We start from the raw sequence: 24,011 nt of genomic DNA, 5'->3' as shown, positions 1-24,011 counted from the left end.
AGAGGCGCTATCTGAAAACTTACCAGTCGGCGTAAGGTATCAGCGGCTGCGGCGGTAAATCCATGTCACCCTGCCATCCGGCGGCGGAATAACGTACGTAGAGCAGGAAATGGCTGGGTGCGTAATCTTTCGCCTGCTGGATATCAATTGCCGTGCCGACAAACCAGTTGGAAGTAACACGTCGTTCAAGTAATGCCCGCGCCGTGTAGCCAAAGCCCTGACTGCTGCCGCCATCGTTCGATTGCCGCGCAGCTTCTTCCTGCCAGTCGGTCGGGATCAGATTCATCAGCGGATAACGCGGCATGGTTTTGGTGCGTGAATGCGACCACGAGCCAGACGCCCCCAGCTCCCACGACCAGTTTTCCGTCCGCTCCCGCCACATCACCGGTATGGCAAACGACAGGTATTCCTGCGGGCTGTAGTAACCGCCCTGACCAAGTGAGTAGCCACTCAGGTCTTTGTCGTAATGCCAGATCATGTTGTTCAGGCCGATGGTGACGCGGCGATTGTTCTGGTTAATGACCTTATAGTAATAGCCCGTCATCCAGCGCACGCGCCAGTTATCTTCGACATTTTTACCGGTTAACTGATCACCGCTAAGCGATGCCCAGACGCCGTTTGCTTCACCTTTATCGTAGCTCAGGCTTAGCCCCACGCCGTCGGCACGCACGCCGCCCCATTTTTTCCCGGTATTGCTCGGGGAGTCTTTTTGCCCGCCAAAGGCCAGCAAAGAACTGGAGATGGGCCGACGATGGGCGTTAACGGTGTAACCCAGCGGCCCGATATCATCGCTGTAACTGATGCCGCCGACCACATCCACCACATTGAAGCCCATCGGCGTAGTGCCGATATCCCAGCTCCAGACGTCATTTCGCCAGCCGACCGCCACGCTGGCACCGGAATCCGACTGGCTGCGGTTGCCGCTACAGTCTTGTAATGTACAGGTGCCCCAGTTGTCATCCCATTTGCCATCGGCATTAGTGGAAAAACTGCCGACGTTCATATTGACGAAATCACTACGAAAGAACATCCGCCCGTCAGAATACGGCGCATCCACCTGCAACATAGTGGTGTGCGCTTTCAGATCGGAGTAACCACCGGTGCCGCTCGAACCCCAGTAATCGTGCTCGAGGGTGACATTAAGATCCTGCTGACGATAGAGGTCCGCCGCATCGCTGCGCACGCCGCGTTTCAGCCAGTCATCTTTCTCGTCATTGCGGGTCAGTCGGGTAAAGGTGTCGTTATCCTGTGGACGCATCGTGGTCACACCGGATGCAACCATGGCGTCTTTGTAGGTTTCCAGCGCCTGCGTTGGATCGCCCGCCTGCGCTTCAAACTTCGCACCGTCGCGCAGTACCATCGCGCTTTCCATCGACGGCGGCTGAGATTTTGCCTGCGGGATCAACTTATTAAACGTCTGCTGCGCCGCTGCGGTATCGCCAAGCTGCGCCTGTGCCAGCGCCACGCGCCGCTGTGTGTTCAGCGAGGCGTTATCGGTAGCGGGCAGTTTCGCCAGCTGGCTACGTGCCGCCGCTTTGTCACCGGCAGCAATATCCACTTCCGTCAGACCAAGAATGGCATCGGCGTTAGTTGGCTCCCGCGTCAGGACATTCTGATATGCAGCGCGAGCGGCGGTGTAATCACGTCGTTGTTGCGCCCAGTCAGCCAGCGTGAGGTCTATGCGCGTGGAAGGTGGTTGCTGGCGCAGCATCGCTTCCGCTTCAGCTTCTTTGCCGCTTTCTCGCAGGCGATTAGCGGTTTCCAGTACCTGATTGCTTTGCAGTCGATTAACCAGCTCCTGAATATTGCTGCTCCACTGCGCGCGCGGCAGGCTGTTGATATGCGCCAGCGCCGCTCTGTCCTGGTCATGACCAGAGAGATACAGCCCGTAAGCGTAAACCTGCTCCGGGTCGTTCGGCTTCTGCTGCGCCAGATTACGCATTAACGTATCGGCCTGGCTGCGTTGTCCGGCCTGCCAGAGATCCTGCGAAAGTCGGTAAGTAATCCATACGCTGCCGGGGTCCAGCGCCAGTCGTTGCCGCTGAAGTGCTGCCGCCTGCGCCCATTTGCCCTGGTTTTCCAGTGCCTCTGCCTGCTGTGCCAGACGGTCGTTTTGCAGGCTGCGTTCGATATCATCAATGCTTCGCCGCTGACTGGCAGAGAGCGAGGCGATAAACGCTTCAGCTTTTTCTGGCGATTGCTGGCGGTATATATTCGCCAGCCCGCGCACGGCGTTAGTGTTGCCGCTGTCCATACGCAAGGTCTGCTGATAATAACGTTCGGCGGCGGGATAATCTTTTCGCGCCATCGCCACATCGCCCAGCCCCAGCACTGCATAGCTGTCGGTGTTATCGACATTACGCGCCTGCTGGAACAGGCGTTCTGCCCGGTCAGGATTATTGGCTTTCAGCGCAGCATCGCCCTGCTGGATCGCCAGCCAGTAGCGGTTTACTTTCAGGAGACTGTTCCATTTGTCGTTGTTGCTGCTGTGCGGATCCAGGGCGAGGGCTTTTTCCAGATTCGCCACCGCATTGGCGCGATCGCCTTTCTGAGAATACGCCTGGCCCAGCGCCCCCAGAGCCTCACTGTCTTTCGGGTTCGCCCGCACTGCCTGTTGTAGTTCGGGAATGGCTTTACCCGCCATACCAGAGTCCACCGCCGCTAAACCTTGCGCACGAGCGCGGAAAGCAGGGTCGGCCAGCTGTTTTTGCTGTTCTGCCAGTTGCGATTGCGCCGCAGCTACGCTATCGCCATCACTAAAGATCGAGAGATATTTTTTCAGCGCCGACACACTGGCATCGCTGACGGGCATGTCTTTAATCTGCCCGTACCAGATTTTAGAGGCCCCTTCGCGCCCGGCGTTTGATTTCGCCATCTGTTCCAGGACGGCAAAACCTTCGTCACGGCGATCGCTACTAAACAGCAATAGCGCCAGATTGTTTTGTAGGCCCGTATTGCCCGGCGTATCCGCATTAATGCGTTTTAGCTGATTAATCGCTTCGCCACGGCGAGCCGGAATTTTCGCCACCGTACTCCAGTACTCGACGGCAATGTCACCTTCCGGCGGCGCACCGTTGAACAGTTTGTTGTAACTCGCCACAGCTTCTTCTGCATGACCGGTCGTCGCCTGCAATCTTGCCTGTTGCAGTGCCTGACGACCATCCGGCGTGGAAAGCAACATTGTGGTCCGCGACGATTTATACGCATTTGAACTCGGCGCTAACTGCGACAGCCGATCGAGCTGTTTTTGCGCGCCATCAATATCGCCCTGACGTAACAGAGAACGGAAACGGGCGGCAACGACGTCCGGGTTATTCGGATCAATAAGTTCCAGACGATACAACGACTGTTGCACCAGGTCTTCACGATGGGTCGCTTCGCCTAACCGAACTTGCTCCAGCAACTGTTGCTGAGCGGTTGGTGCTGCCTCGACCATCGGCATGACGGCCAGACCGAGAGAAAGCGTGAATATGTTTAGTGTGAATTTGCGCATTCCTGGCCCCAGTCAGGTAATAACTCACCTTTTGTCGAGAAGCGGAAACGGTGTTGATCCCAGCCTTGTCCAAACAGGGTCAGCACATAGTTGTAATAGGCATCGCTGCCGGGAAAGTTATCGGCCACGCGCTGGCGCTGAACGGCCTGCGCATCGCGGTTTTGTAAAAAGGGCAGCATGGCGGCAGAAAAACCGACCGGTCCTTTACCCTGCGCTTTCCCCGTAGCCACATCCACTTTTTCTGGCGGATAGCCGTTTTTCTCGGTGAATGTCGCCATCGGTTTAAACCGGTTGAGCATCCGCGCTTTTTGCGGATCGCTGTCAGGCATCATGCCTACCCACATGTAAACGCGGATCGCGTCGTAGCTGCTGATCAATGTTTTTTCGGCTTTTAGCTGCCAGCCTTTGTCTTTCTCATAGCGCACCCAGTCTGGCGAAAAGCCTTTCGGGGCGGTTTCCAGCAATAAACGTTGATTGGTTTCGCGCAGCGTAGTCCACGGCGCGCCAAAGCGGGTGAAATACTGCGCCAGCGTCGGCGGCAGGTAGCTGGGGTTAAAACGCCAGCTGTTATCCTCAGCAAAACCCACTTTGCCCGGTAACAACATGGAACCCAGCCCAGGCACCGTCACCACTTCCTCCCGCGCGATACGTTTTAACAACGCGCTGCCGATGTCGGTATAACGCTGCTCTTTCCACAAACGCCCCGCCTCCAGCAACGACCAGGCCATCCAGACATCACCATCGGAGGCCGAATTGCTGTCCAGCACTTCCCACTTACTGTTCTCTTTCTTGCCCCACAGCCAGGCAGGCAAACGTTCTTTTAAAGAACCCTGAGCGAGATTGTTCTGCGTCCAGTCGAGAATATTATCGAAAGCTGCACGGTCGTTAGCCGCCAGGGCAAAGAACATGCCGTAACTTTGCCCTTCGGAGGTGGTGATTTTGCGCGCGTCGCTGGGGTCGATGACGCGCCCTTCCTGACTGATGTAATCCTTTTTAAACTGCTCCCAGGCAGGCCAGGTACAGGCTGCCTGAACACTAAAGGCAGCCAGCAGCAGCATCGTCACGAGTCCACTACGCAACACATTCATCTTCAATTACTCGTTATCCGGGTTAAGACGACGACGGCTGATAATACGCAGCAGACGCCACAGTACCCATGCCAGCAGCACGACGCTGATTGCCGCCAGCACCGCCAGCAGAATCGGATGGTTTGCCAGCGCATACCATAAGCGTTCGAACCACGGCAGATGGCCAACGTAATAGACGTCGCCAACGCGTAGGCTATTGATACCGGACTCGCGGATCACCGCGACCGAACCGAACATGGTGGCGCGTTTGCCGCTATCGTTCACCGCATCGTTAAGCATTTCATAACCGCGTGGGCTATCTGCCAGCAGCGCAATCACGCTGCGCTGGTCGTTATACGGCGACTGGAAGCCAATCACCGCCGCCATCGCACCGGAAGAGGTCAGCGTTGACTGGGTTTCTGCCGCGCGATCGCTCTCGTCCGGAACAATGCCGGGGAACGGGGTCTGGCGCATCGGCGTTTTCACCCAGCTTTCGGTCGCCTGCACCAACAGGTCGATCTGCTTGTCGTCTTTCAGTTTGTCCGGGATACCACCGATGATCATGATGTCGGCATCTTTGCCCTGAATGGTGCTGCCATCATCGGTCACCGTCAGATTAATCGCCGGGAAGCCCGTCTGTGCGCCGATAAAACCAACAGTATTCAGCAAGGTTTCCATCTGTGCTTCGTTAGGCGTTTTCGGCATCACGGTGATGGTTTGCGACAGATCCGCCATCCGGCTGAACGGGAAGCCCGCGTTAGCAAAGGCGCGTAGATCCGGCATCGGGATGAAGTGGTAATACTTCGAGAAGTCGATGGTGGAGTCGTCACCAATCACCACATGATTCTGCACCGGCTGGAAGGTAATACAGTTATCCACCGAACCGCCAGGCATCGGGTTCATATACTCAAAGTCAAAGCGCAGCTGGTTGGTCGCGCCCAGTTTCAGCGCCGGAATAGAGACATCCGTTTTGCCATCCAGCAAACCTTGTAATACCGGAATCCGCAGCAGCAGGCGGTTCGCCTCCTGTTTGCTGCTCAGATTGAATGATTGCAGGAACTGGTTATTCAGGCTGATATCCATCCGCGAACTGTCTTTCACCGGCGGCATGGTGTAGCGATAGTTGATATCCATATCAATGCCGGTACTACGCATCAAGTAGAGATCTGGCGGCAGGTTTAGCGAAACATTAATCGCTGCTGGCTCAAGACCGCTGGATTGCAACTGTTCTTCATAGGTTTTCAGTTCACCAAAGGTGACCGGACGATCGGTACGCACCCAGTTCGGCGCATCGTACGGCTTACGCGGTAGCAGCGGTTTCACTTCATTCACTACCACGCTTTCACCACGGAACAGAATGTTACCCTGAGCGATACCTTTCGCTGCCTGCAACAGGTCTTTGTCGTCACGACCAAACACCACCAGCAGTTTGACGTAAGGATTCTGCGGATGGTTGATCATCTCAATCACCGGGGCTTTTACCGCCGGATGATCGCGCAGGAAGTCCGGCCGTTTGTCGTTGGTTGCAAAGACAATGGCATTGCGATCCGGCAGTTGGTTATAGAGCACCGGGAAGTTCTGCCCACGCCAGCCAGAACGCGAACCAAACCACGAGGCAACAATGGCAGATGCTTGTTGCAGCCCAACATCCGGCGCACCCGCAAAGACCATCGGCAAGGTGTTAGTACGGTTATCACGCGGGTCAAAGAATGGTACCGGGAAGTGTGACAGGTCATTCTTCACATTCAGGGTCTGATAGGTCAAATCCAGTCCACTGCTCCGCCCAACATCCAGCCAAAGCGTGGTGCTGGCCGGGTTTTCGCACACGTCCTGATAATGGCCGACAAACTCCAGCCGCACACGGTTGAAATCAGTAATAAACAGCGGGTTAATGGGCATTTGTGCCAGCGTTTTTTTACCCAACTGTTCTTTGGTCACTGGCAGCACGCCCATCAGTTCATCATTGAGATAAACCTTTAACTGCGACTGGACAGGCAGTAACGATGGCGATGGCGTGTATTCGAGATTGAGCATCGCCTTCGTCACCACTTCATCGCTGCGCATACCAAACTCAATGCTGCCGTTCGGGTTAATGCCACGTAGCACCATGCTGCCCGGCGGCGGCGCAATTTGCGCAAAGGTCAGCTTCACATCACGCGAAGGACCGTTCTGCGCCACGACTGGCGCATCAGCGCCCTGCACGCCTGGCATCACTTGTCCCACCTGCGGATTTTGTTCCGTCTGGGCGGCTACAGCTGGCTCAGCATTGATCAGTGGTTGCGTTGCTGGCGTCGCCTGCGTCATGAAAGAGGGGAACGCACTCATCCCCATAGCCACTGCACAAATCCAGAATAGTTTTCTTTTCATCGCGTTATCATCATTGTTGAGCCAAAGCCTGATCCGATGGTTGTGCCGTTTCGCTCCGCTCCGGGCGGCGCGGAATAAACGATACAACCCAGGAAACCAGAGAAGTCAGCACACGGAATATGCCCTTCACCGAAGAAGGCGCAAACTCCGCCAGATGGCGGTAGCCACGGAAGCCGAGCTTCAGAATATCCAGCAGACTTTCCAGCGGCTTATCTTCCGGGTAGCTGTCCTGCCAGAGCGCCCATGTATCCGCACGGGCAAACGTACACTGCACAAAATCGATATGTTGCTGGGTGGTGAGCGGCATTAATTTCAGCCCAACTTCATTACCCATCACGCGCGCCACCTGGGTGGGGAAGACGTATTCCTGCTGACCGCGTTTAAGCAACAGATTCACTTTCTGCCCTTCCAGAATCTGCGCCTGACCGTTGATCTTGATCCCCAAACCACCGTCGGAGAAATCCTGAACGGTACACGAGAAGAGGTGACCATCTTCGCGGGCAATTGCCGCGGGCATCGTCATCTCCACGCGGTGCGATCGGCGTACCTGTTTGCTTTCTACCGATACCGCAACTGCGCCGCCAAGAACAATCAGGTTGTAGAATACCCACACCATACTGACGACCACGGTGAGCATCTCGGTTGGCGGGCCATAGAAGTAGCGCCAGATGCCTACCGCAACGCCCACCAGGTTGAGCAGAACAAGGAAGATGTAGGGCCGCGAGATCACCCAGTCGACGTACTCTTCTTCCACCAGTCCACCTTTGGCGGTAACGTTAAATTTGCCTTTGTGCGGGTTAATCAGCGCCACCAGCGTCGGTGGTGCGATATACCACGCCAGCACCGTTTCGTAGATTTCACTCCAGAAAGAGTGGCGATATTTGCCCTGGATCTTCGAGTTGGTCAGGCTGGCATGAATCATATGCGGCAGCACGAACAGGGCGATCATCAACGCTGGCGCATAGATGATGTAGGCATGAAGCAGCAGGAACGCCAGCGGCGCAGTCAGGAAGATCAGCCGTGGAATGCCCGACAAGAAGTGGAACATGGCGTTGACGTAACATAGCCGCTGAGCAAACTTCAGCCCTTTACCGGTGAGCGGGTTATCGAGACGGAAGATTTGCACCATCCCGCGCGCCCAGCGAATACGCTGACCGATATGCGCCGACAGACTTTCGGTCGCCAGCCCCGCCGCCTGCGGAATACGCATATACGCGGAGGTATAGCCACGACGGTGCAAACGCAGAGAAGTATGCGCATCTTCAGTCACGGTTTCGACAGCAATGCCGCCAATTTCATCCAGCGGCTTACGGCGAATCACCGCACAGGAACCGCAGAAGAAAGTGGCGTCCCACATATCGTTGCCATCCTGCACCAGACCATAGAACAGCGTGCCTTCGTTCGGTGTTTTACGGAAACGTCCCAGGTTGCGTTCAAACGGGTCCGGTGAGAAGAAGTGGTGCGGCGTCTGCATCATCGCCAGTTGTTTTTCTTTCAGGAACCAGCCCATGGTCATTTGCAGGAACGATCGCGTTGGTACGTGGTCGCAGTCGAAAATCGACACGAACTCGCCTTTGGCATATTTCAGCGCATTGTTGATGTTGCCCGCTTTCGCATGTTCATGAGTGGTACGGGCGATATATTTCACCCCCACGTTTTGCGCAAACTGGCGAAACTCTTCCCTGCCGCCGTCATCAAGGATCCAGATGTTCAGCTTGTCTTTCGGCCAGTCGATACCCAGCGAGGCGTAAATGGTATTTTTCACCACGTTGAGATCTTCGTTGTAAGTCGGGACAAAGATATCCACCGACGGCCACAACGACATATCTTTCGGCAATGGCACCGGCTGACGATTCAGCGGCCATACTACCTGGAAGTAGCCGAGCACCAGCACAATCCACGCGTACGTTTCGGCGAACAGCAGAATAAGCCCGCACACCAGGCTGACCGGATCGTCCCAGTTCAGCGTAGAGGTGTAGCGCCACCAGATATAACGGCAAGAAACGGTCAGCGACAGCACAATCAACATTAGCGCCGAGAAGCGCCCCGGCATCCGCCGTACGATCAGCGCTACCCCCCACAGCAGCATCAGGAAGATAAACTGCGCCAGCGGGTTAAACGGCTGAGTAACGCAGATTAACGCCAGAATCAGCGAGAAGGTGACGATGATACCGAGGATCAACCGCCGCGCCCCGGCACTCAAATGGCCGAGCTCTTTTTTCTCATCAAGATGCTGTGTTTTATGGCTAACGCGCTCAGGCAGCTCGTTCATCCATTGATGGTAACGTCCACGAATATTTTGCAGACCTGAAAATGCCCGCCTGCGCGGTTTCGGCGTTTCTTTGCGCGATGCACCGATCAGTAACCAGCATGTTTGAATGAGATAACGGACCGGATCCAGCGGACGCGGACGCGAGGCGTTGATATGCGGATACAGGTTTTTATGTTCTGCGCGAATACGCTGCCAGCGCGGGTGCTCCAGCGGAATAAAAATCCAGGCCAGGATCAACCAAAAACAGCCGAGCGTCGCGCTGAAAGCCGACGCGCCATGACGACGATAATCGCGATAACGCCCGATAAGCCGCGCGTTGACCGGCGGGATAAGCAACCACCGGGTCAGGATACTCATGATTTACTCCCGACTGGCGTTTTCAGCCCGGAATAGTTCAACAGGCACCAGTTAGCCAGCGTCAGTATCTCTTCAGCGGCCAGCGCATCACTGCGATATTCACCGACTGGTTGCTTAGCCGCCAGGCATTCAGCCATCGCTTCATCACGATGAATGAGCATTGGCAGTAATCGGCGCTGGCTTTGCAACCAAAGCTGGTAAATATCGTCCTGAACTTGACTGCCGATACGGAAGTCATTAATCAAAATATGCGCGCCATCCGGCAGCGCCTGCTGATGCAGCCGGATATGGCAGTTGGCATCCACATTGACGATTGCCAGCGAGTGATCGCACAAACTCAGCAGCTGGTGGGTTATCTGCGAGGAATCACGCGGTAAGTCGATTAAAATCCACTGGTAACGCCCGCTGGCTTTTAGTTGCTGTAAGCCGGAGCAAATATCGCTCAGCCGGGTTTGCCAGTGCTGTGGATTTTCTTGTTCTTCAATGGATAACTGACCAAAAGGCAGCAAATCGAGCTGCGAGGTATAGCGCAACCCGGCGTCACGCCAGTCCTGGTCATCCAGCATAGCTCTGGCCCAGCCCTGACGGTGGGTAAAATCAACGTTAAATGACAGGCGCAACAAGTTGTCCGGGCAGGCATCGACCACCAGGACATTTTCTCCCAACATTTGTAATGACCAGGCTAATGCGGCGGTGATGGTTGTTGTCCCCACGCCTCCCCGCACCCCCTGCAATCCCAGTACGGCCATTCACCAATCCCCTACTTTTGTTGCGCAAACTCTGCCAGCAACGGCCAGCGTTTTAATGCCGCGGCCAACTGTTCGCGTTGGGAAATATCGGCATAATCAATATCAGGCAGTGAAAATGCCTGCTTTAACGCCAAAATATCATTCTGGAAGATATAGCCTATCGCGGGATCAGGCAGAGTATCTGGTTCATTGTTATTCATTTGCTTGATCCCTATGAAATAACCGTACCGTTCATGAGACAATTCTAACCGTGAGCATTTCGCCGGTTTATTGTTTACGGCGAGACGGGAATTTGCTCACTTTTTGACTTTCCGTTACGCAACAAAAAAAGTTAAAAACGAAAAGACTAAAATCACACGTCTTGTGACCTGCTAAATTGATTCACATGCTAAATCTGATAAGTTTTAATTTCAATGGTAGGTTTATTTCTTAGCTTTCGCTAGTAAACTGATAATCAGACAAAATGATGACATGAGGGACATTGTGGACCCTGTATTCTCTATCGGTATCTCATCATTATGGGATGAGCTGCGACATATGCCAGCAGGCGGCGTCTGGTGGTTTAACGTCGATCGCCATGAAGATGCTATCAGTCTGGCGAATCAAACAATTGCATCCCAGGCTGAAACCGCACACGTCGCGGTCATTAGCATGGACAGCGATCCGGCGAAAATCTTTCAATTAGATGATTCTCAAGGACCGGAAAAAATAAAATTATTTTCAATGCTAAATCATGAAAAAGGTCTATACTATTTGGCCCGTGATTTGCAGTGTTCTATTGATCCCCATAATTACCTTTTTATTCTTGTTTGCGCAAATAACGCATGGCAAAACATTCCTGCCGAGCGGCTTCGCTTATGGTTGGATAAAATGAATAAATGGAGCAGGTTAAACCATTGTTCGCTTTTGGTAATTAATCCCGGAAATAATAACGATAAACAATTTTCATTGTTGCTTGAGGAATACCGTTCACTTTTTGGTCTTGCCAGTTTGCGTTTTCAGGGCGACCAACATTTGCTGGATATTGCCTTCTGGTGCAACGAAAAAGGGGTCAGCGCCCGTCAGCAGCTTAGCGTTCAGCAACAAAAGGGGATCTGGACATTAGTTCAAAGCGAAGAGGCGGAGATCCAACCACGCAGCGACGAAAAACGCATTCTGAGTAATGTTGCTGTACTGGAAGGTGCGCCACCGCTATCGGAACACTGGCAACTGTTCAACAATAACGAAGTCCTGTTCAATGAAGCCCGTACCGCTCAGGCGGCGACGGTGGTCTTTTCTTTACAGCAAAATGCGCAAATCGAGCCACTGGCCCGCAGCATTCATACCCTGCGTCGCCAGCGCGGTAGTGCGATGAAAATCCTCGTACGGGAAAATACCGCAAGCCTGCGCGCCACCGATGAACGTTTGTTATTGGCCTGCGGTGCAAATATGGTTATCCCATGGAATGCCCCACTCTCCCGCTGTCTGACGATGATCGAAAGCGTGCAAGGGCAGAAGTTTAGTCGCTATGTGCCGGAAGATATCACTACCTTGCTGTCAATGACCCAGCCGCTCAAACTGCGTGGTTTCCAGAAGTGGGATGTGTTCTGTAATGCCGTCAACAACATGATGAATAACCCTCTATTACCTGCCCACGGTAAAGGCGTTCTGGTTGCCCTACGTCCGGTACCGGGTATCCGCGTTGAACAAGCCCTGACGCTGTGTCGCCCTAACCGCACCGGCGATATCATGACTATTGGCGGTAATCGGCTGGTGCTGTTTCTCTCATTCTGTCGGATTAACGATCTGGATACCGCGTTGAATCATATTTTCCCATTGCCGACTGGCGACATTTTCTCAAACCGAATGGTCTGGTTTGAAGATGATCAAATCAGTGCCGAGCTGGTGCAGATGCGCCTGCTTGCCCCAGAACAATGGGGCATGCCGCTGCCTTTAACGCAAAATTCTAAACCGGTCATTAATGCCGAGCACGATGGTCGCCACTGGCGACGAATACCAGAACCAATGCGACTGTTAGATGATGCTGTGGAGCGCTCATCATGATGACCATCAGCGATATCATTGAAATTATTGTCGTTTGCGCACTGATATTTTTCCCGCTGGGCTATCTGGCGCGGCACTCTTTGCGACGCATTCGCGACACCTTACGTTTGTTCTTTGCTAAACCTCGTTATGTTAAACCGGCCGGGACGTTACGCCGCACGGAAAAAGCCAGGGCAACCAAAAAATGACTCAATTTACGCAAAATACCGCCATGCCTTCTTCCCTCTGGCAATACTGGCGCGGCCTTTCCGGCTGGAACTTCTATTTTCTGGTTAAGTTCGGCCTGTTGTGGGCGGGATATCTTAACTTCCATCCGCTCCTCAATCTGGTGTTTGCCGCGTTTCTGCTGATGCCCATTCCGCGCTACAGCCTGCATCGCTTACGCCACTGGATTGCCCTGCCGATCGGCTTTGCTTTGTTCTGGCATGACACCTGGTTGCCTGGCCCGGAAAGCATAATGAGCCAGGGTTCGCAGGTGGCGGGGTTCAGTACCGATTATTTAATCGACCTTGTCACACGCTTTATTAACTGGCAGATGATTGGGGCCATTTTTGTTTTATTAGTGGCCTGGTTATTCCTGTCACAATGGATTCGCATTACCGTTTTTGTGGTTGCCATTCTGCTATGGCTGAACGTACTTACCCTGGCGGGACCAAGTTTCTCCTTGTGGCCAGCCGGTCAACCGACGACCACTGTAACAACGACGGGTGGCAACGCAGCGGCAACCGTTGCGGCGACGGGTGGCGCACCGGTAGTGGGTGATATGCCCGCACAAACTGCACCGCCAACAACGGCGAACCTTAACGCCTGGCTGAATAATTTCTATAACGCGGAGGCGAAACGTAAATCGACCTTCCCGTCTTCGCTGCCCGCTGATGCTCAACCATTTGAACTACTGGTGATTAATATCTGTTCGCTTTCCTGGTCGGATATTGAAGCCGCCGGGTTGATGTCGCATCCGCTGTGGTCGCATTTCGATATTGAGTTCAAGAACTTTAACTCCGCCACCTCCTACAGTGGCCCGGCGGCGATCCGTTTACTGCGCGCCAGCTGCGGGCAGACTTCGCACACTAATCTGTATCAACCGGCAAATAATGACTGCTATCTGTTTGATAACCTGTCGAAACTGGGCTTTACCCAGCACCTGATGATGGGACATAACGGCCAGTTCGGCGGTTTTTTGAAAGAAGTTCGCGAAAATGGCGGCATGCAGACCGAATTGATGGATCAAACAAATCTGCCGATTATTTTGCTGGGCTTTGATGGTTCGCCGGTTTATGACGATACCGCCGTGCTTAACCGCTGGCTGGACGTTACCGAAAAAGATAAAAACAGCCGTAGTGCCACGTTCTACAACACGCTTCCACTGCATGACGGCAACCATTATCCGGGCGTCAGCAAAACAGCGGATTACAAAGCGCGGGCGCAGAAATTCTTTGATGAACTGGACGCCTTCTTTACTGAACTGGAGAAATCGGGTCGTAAAGTGATGGTGGTCGTGGTGCCGGAACACGGCGGCGCGCTGAAGGGCGACAGAATGCAGGTATCTGGCCTACGTGATATCCCTAGCCCGTCTATCACAGACGTCCCCGTTGGGGTGAAATTCTTCGGCATGAAGGCACCACATCAGGGGGCACCGATTGTCATCGACCAACCGAGCAGCTTCCTGGCTATCTCCGATCTGGTGGTTCGCGTTCTTGATGGCAAGATTTTCTCCGAAGACAATGTTGACTGGAAAAAACTCACCAGTGGGTTGCCACAAACAGCACCGGTCTCCGAGAACTCAAATGCAGTAGTTATTCAATACCAGGATAAACCGTACGTTCACCTGAACGGCGGCGACTGGGTGCCTTACCCGCAATAAGAACGAAAAAGGCCGCAGAGTTTCACCCCTGCGGCCTGATCCGGGCGCAAATTGCCATTACGGCAGCCTGACGCCCGCATGACACGTTACTTCCGCTTATTCAGCGAGTTCACGATCAGACTGGCAAGAATGCCAGCAATGACCGGAGCCGCTAAATCATGCCAGAAGGCCATGCCCAGTTCTGCGAGCGTCATATAGCCGCCTCTGTTGTAATGACAACGTTTCGCGGCTATTCTTGAGTTGTTTGGGTTCAAGATTAGCCCCCGTGATGTTGTCAGGTGCATACCTGCAACGTGCGGGGGTTTTCTCTCTCCAGCAACCAATGCCACCAGGGATTAAGCCCCCGCAACATTGCGCCTCACCGGAACCCTTCCGGCTTGCCGCTGATTCTACGGCCATTTTTGTTCGTCGAAATCCATCACTTCTTCACTCTGTGCTGCGCATTCCGCAGAATATTATCCGCTTGCAGCCGTTGCATTTTTCTTACGAAAAAGGCCGCAGAGTTTCACCTCTGCGGCCTGGTCCGGGCGCAAATTGCCATTACGGCAGCCTGACGCCCGTCTGACACGTTACTTCCGCTTATTCAGCCAGTTCACGATCATGCTGGCAAGAATGCCAGCAATGACCGGAGCCGCTAAATCATGCCAGAAGGCCATGCCCAGTTCTGCGAGCGTCATATAGCCGCCTGAGTTGTAATGACAACGTTTCGCGGCTATTCTTGAATGGTCTAGATGCAAGAATGGCCCCCGTGGTGTTGTCAGGTGCATACCTGCAACGTGCGGGGGTTTTCTCTCTCCAGCAACCAATGCCACCAGGGATTAAGCCCCCGCAACATTGCGCCTCACCGGAACCCTTCCGGCTTGCCGCTGATTCTACGGCCATTTTTGTTCGTCGAAATCCATCACTTCTTCACTCTGTGCTGCGCATTCCGCAGAATATTATCCGCTTGCAGCCGTTGCATTTTTCTTACGAAAAAGGCCGCAGAGTTTTATCCCTGCGGCCTGATCCGGGCGCAAATTGCCATTACGGCAGCCTGACGCCCGTCTGACACGTTACTTCTGCTTGTTCAGCCAGTTCACGATCATGCTGGCAAGAATGCCAGCAATGACCGGAGCCGCTAAATCGTGCCAGAAGGCCATGCCCAGCTCTGCGAGCGTCATATAGCCGCCTCTGTTGTAATGACAACGTTTCGCGGCTATTCTTGAGTTGTGTAGGTTCAAGAATGGCCCCCGTGATGTTGTCAGGTGCATACCTGCAACGTGCGGGGGTTTTCTCTCTCCAGCAACCAATGCCACCAGGGATAAAGCCCCCGCAACATTGCGCCTCACCGGAACCTTTCCGGCTTGCCGCTGATTCTACGATTGCTTTTTACCGTCAGCACCCGGCAATCTTCCTCATTGCGCGATGCCTTCCAGCTTAATTTCTTTATTTGCAATAGTTGCAGTTCATATCCGGGCTGACTCCAGACTGGTAGTGAAATGCGCAATTTTGTAGAATTGCGCCTCCTCGCGACCTCCCCAGTGAATCTGTTGCCTCATTTTTTACATACTGCGTATTCGACTTCTCCACCTGTTGCGCAAGAGAAACTGGGTTTATTCATTTTTGCGAGGCCGACTTCTTTCTGGACAGGACTTTATGCAGCACAACACACTACCGAAACACGATCAGAAATTGCCGTTTACACGCTACGACTTCGGCTGGGTTTTATTATGCATAGGCATGGCGATTGGTGCCGGAACCGTGCTGATGCCAGTACAAATTGGCTTGAAGGGAATTTGGGTATTTATTACCGCAGCGATCATTGCTTATCCTGCCACCTGGGTAGTGCAGGACATTTATTTAAAAACCCTTTCTGAAAGCGATTCCTGTAATGACTACACCGATATTATCAGTCATTACCTGGGGAAGAACTGGGGAATTTTCCTCGGGGTTATCTACTTTTTGATGATTATCCACGGGATTTTTATCTACTCTCTCTCCGTGGTTTTCGACAGCGCCTCGTACCTGAAAACCTTCGGTTTAACCGATGCCGATCTTTCACAATCTCTACTTTATAAAGTCGCTATTTTCGCCGTACTGGTGGCGATTGCGTCTGGTGGTGAACGATTACTGTTTAAGATTTCTGGGCCAATGGTGGTGGTCAAAGTAGGGATTATTGTCGTGTTCGGTTTTGCGATGATCCCGCACTGGAATTTCGCCAATATAACCGCCTTCCCGCAAGCCTCCGTCTTTTTCCGCGATGTCCTGCTTACCATTCCATTTTGCTTCTTTTCTGCAGTATTTATTCAGGTACTTAACCCAATGAATATCGCCTATCGTAAACGGGAAGCGGATAAAGTACTGGCAACCCGGCTCGCGCTGCGTACCCACCGAATTAGTTATATCACGCTCATTGCGGTGATCCTGTTTTTTGCCTTTTCGTTTACCTTCTCAATTAGCCACGAAGAAGCCGTTTCTGCCTTTGAACAAAATATCTCGGCACTGGCACTGGCCGCGCAGGTGATCCCTGGGCATATCATTCATATCACCTCTACGGTGCTGAATATCTTTGCCGTACTGACCGCATTCTTTGGCATTTATCTCGGTTTCCACGAGGCTATTAAAGGCATTATTCTCAATCTGTTAAGCCGAATTATTGATACCAAGAAAATTAATTCACGCGTGCTGACTCTGGCGATCTGCGCTTTTATCGTCATTACGTTGACGATTTGGGTTTCGTTTCGTGTATCGGTGCTGGTGTTCTTTCAGTTGGGAAGCCCGTTATATGGCATTGTGTCGTGCCTCATTCCGTTTTTCCTGATCTATAAAGTCGCACAACTGGAAAAACTTCGCGGATTTAAAGCCTGGCTGATTCTGCTTTACGGCATTTTGCTATGCTTGTCGCCACTGTTGAAGCTGATTGAGTAAACCGGAGCGCACGGCCCCGGTTTTGTGAGTTAACGCTGCGGATTTTCATCCTGATCAACAGCAAAACAAGCTACCAGTTGCCCGCCGTAGTCTTTTAGCTGCGGCTGCAACTGGGTGCAGGGGCCGAAGCGCCGACGACAGCGGGCGTTAAACGCGCAGCCCGGCGGTGGATTGAGCGGGCTTGGCAGTTCACCGGTGAGCTTGATGCGCTCGCGGCGATCGTCCGGGTTCAGGCGCGGCGTCGCGGAGAGTAGCGCCTGAGTGTACGGATGACGCGGGTTATTGAAGATTTGGTCCTTCGTTCCCTTCTCCACGCAGCGGCCCAGGTACATCACCATCACTTCATCGGCAATGTGCTCAACCACTGACAGGTCGTGCGAGATAAAGACATAAGACAGCCCCAACTCCTGCTGCAAATCCATCATCAGATTCAGCACCTGCGCACGCACTGAAACGTCCAGCGCGGAAACCGGTTCATCGGCAATCACCACATCCGGGTCGAGCATCAGACCACGGGCAATGGCGATACGCTGACGCTGACCGCCGGAGAACATATGCGGATAGCGGTCGTAATGCTCGGTTTTCAGGCCGACTTTCGCCATCATCGACAGGGCTTTTTCCCGACGCTGTTCTTTGCTTAAGCTGGTATTAATAAGCAGCGGCTCTTCAAGAATTTGCCCAACTTTTTTACGCGGATTTAGCGAACCATAGGGATTCTGAAAGACGATCTGGATTTTCTGCCGACGCAACTTCTGCGCCTGCGGATCGTGCTTGAGCAGATCCTGCCCCTGGTAATACAGCTCACCACCGGTGGGCATTTCGATCATCGTCAGCAACCGACCGAGGGTCGATTTACCGCAGCCAGATTCACCTACTACTGCCAGCGTTTTGCCACGTTCAAGGTTAAACGAAACGCCGTCCAGCGCCTTCACCAGACGTTCCGGCGCGAACATACCTTTCTTCACCGGATAATGTTTTTTCAGGTCGATAGCCTGCAACAGCGGTTGTTGCGAGGTGGCCTCTTGCGTACTCATAGTGTCGGCCTCCCGGCATCATCAAGTGGGTAGTGGCATTTGGACTGACGCCCGTCAGAGAGCATATTCAGCGCCGGTTCTTCAGCGCGACATCTGTCAGTGGCATAGGGGCAGCGCGGGTTAAGCAGGCAGCCGTTCGGGCGGTCATACTTGCCGGGAACAACACCTGGCAACGACGCCAGACGTTCTTTGTCCTGAGCAAATTCCGGCAGCGCACGCAGCAATGCCTGAGTATATGGATGACGCGGCGCATGGAAGATGGCGTGGGCATCGCCCGTTTCCACCACCTGGCCTGCATACATCACGATGATTTTATGTGCCGCTTCCGCCACCAGTGCCAGGTCATGAGTGATCAACACCAGCGCCATGTTCTCTTTCTGCTGTAGCTCCAGCAGCAGTTCGATAATTTGCGCCTGAATGGTCACGTCCAGCGCAGTGGTTGGTTCATCGGCAATCAGCAGCTTTGGCCGACAGGCAATCGCCATGGCGATCATCACGCGCTGGCTCATGCCGCCGGAAAGCTGATGCGGGTAAACATCCAGACGCGATGCCGGATCGGGAATACCGACCTGATTCAGCAGGTCAATCGCCCGCTGACGGCGGGTACTTTTGTTGCCGCCCTGATGCACCTTAATCGCTTCCATAATCTGGAAACCCACGGTGTAGCACGGGTTAAGGCTGGTCATCGGGTCCTGGAAGATCATCGCCACTTCGGCACCCACCAGGTTGCGGCGCTCTTTTTCTGAGATACGCTGTAAATCCTGACCGTTAAACTCCAGCTTTTCCGCCATTACGCGGCCCGGATAATCAATCAGCCCCATAATCGCCAGCGAACTGACCGATTTACCAGAGCCGGACTCACCCACAATCCCGACCACTTCGCCCTGTTTTACGCTGTAGCTGATGCGGTCTACGGCGCGGAACGGTGCGCTTTCGTCGCCGAAATGCACCGATAATTTATCTACATTTAATAACGCCATCTCGAACCTCTTACTGCTTCAGTTTGGGATCGAGCGCGTCACGCAGACCGTCACCCATCAGGTTAAATGCCAGCACCGTCAGCAGGATCGCCAGACCCGGGAAGGTCACGACCCACCAGGCGCTTTGCGCGAACTGCAACACGTCGGAGAGCATGGTGCCCCACTCCGGCGTTGGCGGCTGCGCCCCCATGCCGAGGAAACCAAGTGCAGCCATATCGAGAATGGCGTTAGAGAAACCGAGCGACGCCTGAACAATCAGAGGCGCAAGGCAGTTCGGGAAGATGTTAATAAACATCTGACGCATCGCCCCGGCACCTGCCACGCGAGACGCGGTAACGTAATCGCGATTCACCTCCACCAGCACGGCGGCGCGTGTTAAGCGCACATAGTGCGGCAAGGCAACGAAGGTCAGCGCCAGCGCGGCGTTACCAATCGACGGGCCGAAAATCGCCACCAGCACCAGTGCCAACAGCAGACTTGGCAGCGCCAGCATGATATCGACCACGCGCATGATGATGTTATCGACCAGGCCGCCGAAGTAACCGGCGATCAGGCCGAGAATAACGCCCATAATCAGCGATAACACAACTACCAGACAGCCAACCAGCAGCGACAAGCGCGCGCCGTACATCAGCCGCGACAGCACATCACGGCCTACGTCATCGGTGCCCAGCAAGTGCGCCATGCTGCCGCCTTCCTGCCAGGCTGGCGGGGCGAGCAGTGCATCGCGGAACTGTTCCGCCGGGTTATAGGGTGCAATCCAGTTGGCAAAGATCGCGATAAACAGCACGATGGCGACGTAAACCAGCCCGACGACCGCGCCTTTGTTGCGTTTAAAATAGTGCCAGAACTCCTGTAACGGGGTCATCGGCACCGGTGCGCTAATCACTTTATTTTCAGTAACCTGTGACATGATGTCCCCTTACTTCTTATGACGAATACGCGGGTTCACCACGCCGTACAGCAGATCGACTAGCAAGTTGACGAGGATAATCATCGTCGCCACCAGCAATACGCCGCCCTGCACTACCGGATAGTCGCGGCGTTGCAGTGCGTCAATCAACCAGCGCCCCAGACCGGGCCACGAGAAGATGGTTTCGGTCAGAATCGCCCCCGCCAGCAATGTTCCCACCTGGAGGCCGATAACGGTCACTACCGGCAGCATCGCGTTACGCAGCGCATGGACGATAATCACCCTAAGGCGGGTCAACCCTTTGGCGCGCGCGGTGCGGATATAATCTTCACCCAGCACTTCCAGCATCGAGGAGCGTGTCATACGCACAATGACCGCCAGCGGGATAGTACCCAGCACAATGGCGGGCAAGATCATATGGGCGACGGCATCGATAAAGTTACCGTCTTCACCCCAGATGGCGGTGTCGATCAGCATAAAACCGGTTAACGGATTGGAATCATCGAGGAACACCATGTCGCTCACGCGACCGGAGACGGGCGTCAGGTTCCAGTGCACCGAAACCAGCATGATCAGCATCATGCCCCACCAGAAGATAGGCATTGAATAACCTGTCAGCGCCAGGCCAACCGCCGTGTGATCGAAAATGGAACCGCGTTTAACCGCAGCCAGCACACCAACCGGAATGCCGACCGCCGTCGCAAAAATCATCGCGCAGACACCAAGCTCCAGCGTGGCCTGAAAGCGCGGCACGAACTCTTCCCAAACCGGGATGCGGCTTTTCATTGAAATGCCTAGATCGCCATGCATAACGCCCCAAATGTAATGGAGATACTGCTGCCACATCGGTTTATCTAAGCCGAGTTCAGCCAGCAGCTGCGCGTGACGCTCTGGGGAGATCCCACGCTCGCCCGCCATGATCATCACCGGATCGCCCGGGATCATGTGGACAAAGGCAAATGTGAGAAGGGTAATACCGATAAACGTGGGGATGACGAGTCCCAAACGTCGGAGAATAAACTGCAACATAACCCGGATTCTCTGTAGTGACCCGCAGCCTGGAACTGCGTGTCTGTATTGCTCACAAATCAATTCCCGCCCAGGTCGGGCAGGGAATGAAGTATTGCTGCCGGATGGCGCTGCACGCAGAGATGCAGCGCCACCGGGTATGCAGATTGTTGACAAAGTGCGCTTTGTTCATGCCGGATGCGGCGTGAACGCCTTATCCGACCTACAAAATCGTGCAAACTCAATACATTGCAGAATTTTCGTAGGCCTGATAAGCGGAGCGCATCAGGCAGTTTTGCCTTTGCCATCAGTCTTGTATGGCTTTAATTATTCGATAGAGACGTTTTCGAAGTGATGTTTGCCTAATGGATCAACCACATAGCCTTTAACTTCTTTGCGTACCGGTTCAAACACGGTGGAGTGAGCGATGATCAGTGCCGGAGCCTGATCGTGCATCACCACCTGTGCTTGCTTATACAGCTCAATACGCTTGTTGTGGTCGTCAGTAGCACGTGCCGGTTGAATCAGATCTTCAAACGGCTTGTAGCACCATTTTGAGTAGTTGGAACCTTGTTCAGAAGCAGCGCAGCTGAACAGGGTGGCGAAGAAGTTATCCGGATCCCCGTTGTCGCCAGTCCAGCCCATCATTACCGTCTGATGCTCGCCATCTTTCGCGCGCTTGAGGTACTCACCCCATTCGTAGGTGACGATTTTGGCCTGTACGCCCACTTTCGCCCAGTCTGCCTGAATCATCTCCGCCATGCGGCGAGCGTTCGGGTTATACGGACGTTGTACCGGCATCGCCCACAGGTCGATGGAGAAACCTTTTTCCAGACCCGCTTCTTTCAGCAAGGCTTTCGCTTTTTCGGGATCGTAGGTGTAGTCCTGAACGTCGTCGTTATAGCCCCACATGGTTGGCGGGATCAGGTTTTTCGCTGCCACGCCCGCGCCCTGATAAACCGCTTTGATGATCGCGTCTTTGTTCACCGCGTAGGTCAGAGCCTGGCGAACTTTCACATCATCGAGTGGTTTTTTCTGCACGTTATATGAAAGATAGCCGACGTTAAGCCCCGGCATTTCCATCAGATTGATGGATTTATCCTGCTTCATGCGAGCGATATCTGCCGGGTTCGGGTACGGCATCACCTGGCATTCATTCTTCTGCAATTTCGCGTAACGCACGGAAGCATCAGGGGTAATAGAGAAAACCAGCGTATCGATCTGCGGTTTGGTGCCCCAGTAGCCATCAAACGCTTTGTAGCGGATACGGGAATCTTTTTGGTACTGCTGTAACTGGAACGGACCGGTGCCGATTGGGTTGAGGTCCAGTTTTTCCGGTGTACCGGCTTTCATCATCGCGTCAGCATATTCTTTTGACAGAATAGAGGCGAAGTCCATTGCCAGGTCAGCGAGGAACGGCGCTTCCGGTCGAGTCAGCACAAACTGAACAGTGTTGTCGTCCACCTTTTTCACTTCGCTGATCAGCTCCGGCAAGCCCATGCCTTCAAAGTATTCGTAGCTGCCGCCAGAAACTTTATGGTACGGGTTTTGCGCGTTTTTCTGACGATCGAACGAGAACACCACGTCGTCGGCGTTCAGTTCGCGCGTCGGTTTGAATTCTTTGTTGTCGTGCCACTTCACACCTTTACGCAGATGGAAGGTATAGGTTTTACCGTCTTCGCTGACTTCCCACTTTTCAGCGAGGCCCGGGATTACTTCGGTGGTGCCGATTTTAAATTCAACCAGGCGGTTATAAAGCGGCACGGAAGAGGCGTCATAGGTAGTACCGGAGGTAAACAACTGCGGGTTAAACCCTTCCGGAGATCCTTCTGAGCAATAAACCAGAGTTTTAGCCTGAACACTTGCTGCGACGGTCATAGCCACCAGGCTGAGACCAAGCTTCAGCATCCCTGACTTTTTCAAGGAAATACGCATTATTCTGCTCCAATTGTGATGTTTGTTGTTTTAACCCTTTGCAGTGGGTTGTCGCTGCCTGACCTTTTTTGTTTTTTGCCCGGTCGGGTCAACGTTATGAGGTGGGGATGCCGTACTAATTAACATCAGTGTAACAGTGCGGATCCTCCATAAAATGCCCCTCGTGACCTACAATCTGTCAACAGAATGTGAAAACGTCAATACAGCCAACCGGGATTTACACCAACGGTGAGAATCCACAAACAAAGATTAAAAAAACTTCAAACAGCTATTTGCAGCAGAGAAATTTGTGCTACTCCAACATGACCAGAACAATCAGCTTAATATTTAGCAACAATTGGTGATTAAGTTTTATGCATTTTGTGAAAAAAATCTGAGGAAAAGGTGGATATCTGAGCGATTAATACCATGAACGCTAAAACGCACAGCGGAAAATGCCAGCGCCAGTCATAAGTAACGCAAAAAAAGATTTAAGCAAATATAAAAAAAGACAATGGTTTCTGTCACAAATCCGTTAATGGATAGTGAGATATGGGGCGCAAATTTGGCAGGGAAATGTGTGGTGTGTAGGTCGAATAAGGCGTTAACGCCGCATCCGACAATAAGTGCGGTGCCATTGTCTGATGCGACGCTAGCGCGTCTTATCAGGCCTAGGTCGAGTCGAACCTCCCTGCCCCCGGAAGTTCTCATCCTCTTCAGGCCGCAGAAAGCAAAAAACCAGCCCGTAGGCTGGTTTTTCTAAATTGGTCGGTGATAGAGGATTACTCGCCACTTCGTGGCTCGCCCTGCGGGCCGTTGCTGGCGCAACGTTCTCTCGCTTCGCTCGAGTCGAACCTCCCCGCCCCCGGAGGTTCTCATCCTCATGAGCTACAAATGCAAAAAAGCCTGCTCGCTGAGCAGGCTTTTCAAATTTGGTCGGTGATAGAGGATTACTCGCCACTTCGTGGCTCGCCCTGCGGGCCGTTGCTGGCGCAACGTTCTCTCGCTTCGCTCGAGTCGAACCTCCCCGCCCCCGGAGGTTC

18 protein-coding genes and 2 other RNA genes are annotated in these 24,011 nt (G+C 53.5%); 4 read left to right on the top strand and 16 right to left on the bottom strand.

Annotation, left to right across the window (positions count from 1 at the left end):
- Nucleotides 1-19: 19 nt before the first annotated feature.
- From bcsC to bcsR, 6 genes are read right to left on the bottom strand one after another with little or no spacing between them, the layout of a single operon-like run.
- The gene (gene bcsC / locus ACJHYR_RS08890; RefSeq protein ID WP_001225149.1) at nt 20-3,493 is read right to left on the bottom strand and encodes a cellulose synthase complex outer membrane protein BcsC; all 3,474 of its coding nucleotides are present in this window, start codon (nt 3,491-3,493) and stop codon (nt 20-22) included.
- A complete protein-coding gene (gene bcsZ / locus ACJHYR_RS08885) occupies nt 3,475-4,581 on the bottom strand; it encodes a cellulose synthase complex periplasmic endoglucanase BcsZ (RefSeq protein ID WP_001302749.1) in 1,107 nt (368 codons plus the stop codon). The genes bcsC and bcsZ overlap by 19 nt, the downstream gene beginning before the upstream one ends.
- Before the next feature lie 6 nt (nt 4,582-4,587).
- Entirely contained in the window at nt 4,588-6,927 is a 2,340-nt protein-coding gene (gene bcsB / locus ACJHYR_RS08880) for a cellulose biosynthesis cyclic di-GMP-binding regulatory protein BcsB (protein WP_001309834.1), read from the bottom strand.
- Nucleotides 6,928-6,937: 10 nt separating this feature from the next.
- Nucleotides 6,938-9,556, bottom strand: coding sequence for a UDP-forming cellulose synthase catalytic subunit (gene bcsA / locus ACJHYR_RS08875; RefSeq protein WP_000025849.1), 2,619 nt, complete (start codon nt 9,554-9,556; stop codon nt 6,938-6,940).
- Complete coding sequence (gene bcsQ, locus ACJHYR_RS08870; protein ID WP_000279507.1) at nt 9,553-10,305, bottom strand: cellulose biosynthesis protein BcsQ; 753 nt, start codon at nt 10,303-10,305, stop codon at nt 9,553-9,555. Before bcsQ ends, bcsA begins: the two co-directional genes overlap by 4 nt.
- Nucleotides 10,306-10,316: 11 nt before the next feature.
- Nucleotides 10,317-10,505: a cellulose biosynthesis protein BcsR gene (gene bcsR / locus ACJHYR_RS08865; protein ID WP_001063314.1), complete on the bottom strand. Its 189-nt coding sequence runs from the start codon at nt 10,503-10,505 to the stop codon at nt 10,317-10,319.
- Nucleotides 10,506-10,776: 271 nt separating this feature from the next.
- Here bcsR and bcsE point away from each other — a divergent pair, with 271 nt between their 5' ends.
- From bcsE to bcsG, 3 genes are read left to right on the top strand one after another with little or no spacing between them, the layout of a single operon-like run.
- Nucleotides 10,777-12,348, top strand: a complete 1,572-nt coding sequence (bcsE, locus tag ACJHYR_RS08860) for a cellulose biosynthesis c-di-GMP-binding protein BcsE (RefSeq protein WP_001204910.1) — start codon at nt 10,777-10,779, stop codon at nt 12,346-12,348.
- A complete protein-coding gene (gene bcsF, locus ACJHYR_RS08855) occupies nt 12,345-12,536 on the top strand; it encodes a cellulose biosynthesis protein BcsF (RefSeq protein ID WP_000988308.1) in 192 nt (63 codons plus the stop codon). Before bcsE ends, bcsF begins: the two co-directional genes overlap by 4 nt.
- Nucleotides 12,533-14,212: a cellulose biosynthesis protein BcsG gene (gene bcsG / locus ACJHYR_RS08850; protein WP_072837514.1), complete on the top strand. Its 1,680-nt coding sequence runs from the start codon at nt 12,533-12,535 to the stop codon at nt 14,210-14,212. Before bcsF ends, bcsG begins: the two co-directional genes overlap by 4 nt.
- Before the next feature lie 86 nt (nt 14,213-14,298).
- Here bcsG and ACJHYR_RS08845 read toward each other — a convergent pair whose 3' ends face one another.
- The 3 genes from ACJHYR_RS08845 to ACJHYR_RS08835 form a co-directional block, all read right to left on the bottom strand.
- Entirely contained in the window at nt 14,299-14,406 is a 108-nt protein-coding gene (locus ACJHYR_RS08845) for a type I toxin-antitoxin system toxin Ldr family protein (RefSeq protein ID WP_000170736.1), read from the bottom strand.
- A 375-nt stretch (nt 14,407-14,781) separates the two neighbouring features.
- On the bottom strand, nt 14,782-14,889 hold the full coding sequence (locus ACJHYR_RS08840; RefSeq protein ID WP_001295224.1) for a type I toxin-antitoxin system toxin Ldr family protein: 108 nt from the start codon (nt 14,887-14,889) through the stop codon (nt 14,782-14,784).
- 375 nt (nt 14,890-15,264) lie between these two features.
- A complete protein-coding gene (locus tag ACJHYR_RS08835) occupies nt 15,265-15,372 on the bottom strand; it encodes a type I toxin-antitoxin system toxin Ldr family protein (RefSeq protein WP_000170743.1) in 108 nt (35 codons plus the stop codon).
- A gap of 475 nt (nt 15,373-15,847) precedes the next feature.
- Between ACJHYR_RS08835 and ACJHYR_RS08830 the strand changes: the two genes are divergently transcribed.
- Nucleotides 15,848-17,119 carry an aromatic amino acid transport family protein gene (locus tag ACJHYR_RS08830; RefSeq protein ID WP_001328774.1) on the top strand — a complete coding sequence of 424 codons (1,272 nt, stop codon included), beginning with the start codon at nt 15,848-15,850 and terminating at the stop codon, nt 17,117-17,119.
- Nucleotides 17,120-17,148: 29 nt separating this feature from the next.
- Here the strand turns inward: ACJHYR_RS08830 and dppF are convergent, their stop codons facing one another.
- From dppF to ACJHYR_RS08795, 7 genes are all read right to left on the bottom strand, one after another.
- Nucleotides 17,149-18,153 carry a dipeptide ABC transporter ATP-binding subunit DppF gene (dppF, locus tag ACJHYR_RS08825; RefSeq protein WP_000107026.1) on the bottom strand — a complete coding sequence of 335 codons (1,005 nt, stop codon included), beginning with the start codon at nt 18,151-18,153 and terminating at the stop codon, nt 17,149-17,151.
- On the bottom strand, nt 18,150-19,133 hold the full coding sequence (gene dppD / locus ACJHYR_RS08820; protein ID WP_001196487.1) for a dipeptide ABC transporter ATP-binding protein: 984 nt from the start codon (nt 19,131-19,133) through the stop codon (nt 18,150-18,152). The genes dppF and dppD overlap by 4 nt, the downstream gene beginning before the upstream one ends.
- Nucleotides 19,134-19,143: 10 nt before the next feature.
- The gene (dppC, locus tag ACJHYR_RS08815; RefSeq protein WP_000084667.1) at nt 19,144-20,046 is read right to left on the bottom strand and encodes a dipeptide ABC transporter permease DppC; all 903 of its coding nucleotides are present in this window, start codon (nt 20,044-20,046) and stop codon (nt 19,144-19,146) included.
- A gap of 9 nt (nt 20,047-20,055) precedes the next feature.
- Nucleotides 20,056-21,075, bottom strand: coding sequence for a dipeptide ABC transporter permease DppB (gene dppB, locus ACJHYR_RS08810; RefSeq protein WP_000938853.1), 1,020 nt, complete (start codon nt 21,073-21,075; stop codon nt 20,056-20,058).
- A 306-nt stretch (nt 21,076-21,381) separates the two neighbouring features.
- Complete coding sequence (gene dppA, locus ACJHYR_RS08805) at nt 21,382-22,989, bottom strand: dipeptide ABC transporter substrate-binding protein DppA (protein ID WP_001222875.1); 1,608 nt, start codon at nt 22,987-22,989, stop codon at nt 21,382-21,384.
- 744 nt (nt 22,990-23,733) lie between these two features.
- Nucleotides 23,734-23,867, bottom strand: a non-coding RNA gene (locus ACJHYR_RS08800) — RtT sRNA.
- 34 nt (nt 23,868-23,901) lie between these two features.
- Nucleotides 23,902-24,011: non-coding RNA, RtT sRNA (locus ACJHYR_RS08795), on the bottom strand; the annotation flags it as partial.

Origin of the sequence: Escherichia sp. WS1450 (assembly GCF_046487395.1) — a bacterium.
In the GTDB taxonomy this organism is placed as follows: domain Bacteria; phylum Pseudomonadota; class Gammaproteobacteria; order Enterobacterales; family Enterobacteriaceae; genus Escherichia; species Escherichia coli.
This window is presented reverse-complemented; position numbering and strand designations above follow the sequence as displayed.

What these genes read in the sequence shown, in the direction of transcription:
- bcsR (WP_001063314.1), bottom strand. Translation starts at nt 10,505, where the DNA reads ATGAATAACAATGAACCAGATACTCTGCCTGATCCCGCGATAGGCTAT.
- ACJHYR_RS08835 (WP_000170743.1), bottom strand. Translation starts at nt 15,372, where the DNA reads ATGACGCTCGCAGAGCTGGGCATGGCCTTCTGGCACGATTTAGCGGCT.
- bcsZ (WP_001302749.1), bottom strand. Translation starts at nt 4,581, where the DNA reads ATGAATGTGTTGCGTAGTGGACTCGTGACGATGCTGCTGCTGGCTGCC.
- dppC (WP_000084667.1), bottom strand. Translation starts at nt 20,046, where the DNA reads ATGTCACAGGTTACTGAAAATAAAGTGATTAGCGCACCGGTGCCGATG.
- ACJHYR_RS08845 (WP_000170736.1), bottom strand. Translation starts at nt 14,406, where the DNA reads ATGACGCTCGCAGAACTGGGCATGGCCTTCTGGCATGATTTAGCGGCT.
- bcsE (WP_001204910.1), top strand. Translation starts at nt 10,777, where the DNA reads ATGAGGGACATTGTGGACCCTGTATTCTCTATCGGTATCTCATCATTA.
- dppA (WP_001222875.1), bottom strand. Translation starts at nt 22,989, where the DNA reads ATGCGTATTTCCTTGAAAAAGTCAGGGATGCTGAAGCTTGGTCTCAGC.
- bcsQ (WP_000279507.1), bottom strand. Translation starts at nt 10,305, where the DNA reads ATGGCCGTACTGGGATTGCAGGGGGTGCGGGGAGGCGTGGGGACAACA.
- ACJHYR_RS08830 (WP_001328774.1), top strand. Translation starts at nt 15,848, where the DNA reads ATGCAGCACAACACACTACCGAAACACGATCAGAAATTGCCGTTTACA.
- bcsC (WP_001225149.1), bottom strand. Translation starts at nt 3,493, where the DNA reads ATGCGCAAATTCACACTAAACATATTCACGCTTTCTCTCGGTCTGGCC.
- dppB (WP_000938853.1), bottom strand. Translation starts at nt 21,075, where the DNA reads ATGTTGCAGTTTATTCTCCGACGTTTGGGACTCGTCATCCCCACGTTT.
- bcsB (WP_001309834.1), bottom strand. Translation starts at nt 6,927, where the DNA reads ATGAAAAGAAAACTATTCTGGATTTGTGCAGTGGCTATGGGGATGAGT.
- dppD (WP_001196487.1), bottom strand. Translation starts at nt 19,133, where the DNA reads ATGGCGTTATTAAATGTAGATAAATTATCGGTGCATTTCGGCGACGAA.
- dppF (WP_000107026.1), bottom strand. Translation starts at nt 18,153, where the DNA reads ATGAGTACGCAAGAGGCCACCTCGCAACAACCGCTGTTGCAGGCTATC.
- bcsA (WP_000025849.1), bottom strand. Translation starts at nt 9,556, where the DNA reads ATGAGTATCCTGACCCGGTGGTTGCTTATCCCGCCGGTCAACGCGCGG.
- bcsF (WP_000988308.1), top strand. Translation starts at nt 12,345, where the DNA reads ATGATGACCATCAGCGATATCATTGAAATTATTGTCGTTTGCGCACTG.
- ACJHYR_RS08840 (WP_001295224.1), bottom strand. Translation starts at nt 14,889, where the DNA reads ATGACGCTCGCAGAACTGGGCATGGCCTTCTGGCATGATTTAGCGGCT.
- bcsG (WP_072837514.1), top strand. Translation starts at nt 12,533, where the DNA reads ATGACTCAATTTACGCAAAATACCGCCATGCCTTCTTCCCTCTGGCAA.